We start from the raw sequence: 1,476 nt of genomic DNA, 5'->3' as shown, positions 1-1,476 counted from the left end.
ACAATTGCACCATACGTGATCCGTGCGATGGGCAATCGACAAGCACGTCGTTACATCCTCAGTGGTGAAGTCATCCCTGCGGTTAAAGCGCAACAATTTGGCATCGTGCATCAAGTGAAACAAAATGACGAGCTTGAATCATGCGTAAGCGAAGTCGTCGCTTCTTTGCTACTCAATAGCCCAGATGCGATGAGAAAAGCGAAAGCACTGTGCGAACAATGCCACCAAAATCCCATTGATTCTCAGCTTATCCGCTACACCAGCCAATTGATCGCCGATATCCGTGTATCGCCTCAAGGGCAAGACGGTTTACAAGCTTTCTTAGAAAAACGGCCTCCGAGCTGGGTCCATCAACCTGATGCGGAGGAAGAATGACACTGCCTACTAACGTAAACATTGTTGAAGTTGGCCCTAGAGATGGACTTCAAAATGAATCACCGGTTTCGACTCGCACTAAAATCCGGCTGATTGATTTGCTTTCTGACACGGGTTTGAGTCACATCGAAGCAGGCTCATTTGTCTCACCCAAATGGGTTCCGCAAATGGCAGATTCCAAAGAAGTCATGCAAAATATCACGCGAAGAGCCTCGGTGACTTACTCGGTACTCACCCCTAACCTCCAAGGGTTAGAGCAAGCCTTAGATGCTGGCGCCAATCAGGTCGCCATTTTCACTTCGGCTTCTGAAGGTTTTTGCCAGCATAATATCAACTGTTCAATTGCAGAGAGCTTGAAACGCTTCGAGCCATTAATGGTTCAGGCCGATAAATACCATGTTCCAGTTCGTGGATATCTGTCGTGCGTCGTCGATTGCCCTTACGATGGGGCGACATCTCCAACACAAGTAGCCAACATATCGCAAGCGTTGATCGAGTTGGGATGCTATGAGGTGTCCTTGGGCGACACGATCGGGACCGGTACACCTAATCGTATAAAAGAGATGCTGGAATCGGTGCTAGCGCGCATTCCAAACCAACGTTTAGCCGTACACTTTCATGATACATGGGGACAAGCGCTGGCAAATATCTACCAGGCCTTAAGCATGGGCATCAACACGGTAGACAGCAGTGTCGCAGGATTGGGAGGGTGTCCTTACGCACATGGTGCATCTGGCAATGTTGCTACAGAAGACGTGTTGTATTTATGCCAAGGCTTGGGCATTGAAACTGGCGTGGATTTAGAGCTGTTAGCCAAAGCAGGATGGATGATAAGCGATGAACTGCAACGCCAACCAACATCGAAAGTTTCACAGGCATTACGTCATAGAATGGAATAACGCACTTTGCATGACGGGCTCAACTAACCCGCCCGTTAGACTTCATAATTCGCTTTGATGCCGATATCAAAGTGCAGTGGCATGCGCCATTTTGCTATAGATAAGTAGGTCATGATCAAACCCGCAAGAAGCGCAGAGATTGCAACAATGGTTGACTGTTCGAACCACAACGCAAATGCCGTCACAACCAACAGCGTAGGTA

At 48.3% G+C, this 1,476-nt stretch carries 2 protein-coding genes; both read left to right on the top strand.

The features are described from left to right. A partial coding sequence (locus R7O12_RS24620) for an enoyl-CoA hydratase-related protein (protein WP_318126673.1) occupies positions 1-375 on the top strand: 375 nt, incomplete at its 5' end. Continuing rightward, entirely contained in the window at positions 372-1,274 is a 903-nt protein-coding gene (locus R7O12_RS24615) for a hydroxymethylglutaryl-CoA lyase (protein ID WP_318126671.1), read from the top strand. The genes R7O12_RS24620 and R7O12_RS24615, both read left to right, overlap by 4 nt. Positions 1,275-1,476: the final 202 nt, after the last annotated feature.

It is taken from the genome of Vibrio sp. Vb1574, from assembly GCF_033338675.1.
This window is presented reverse-complemented; position numbering and strand designations above follow the sequence as displayed.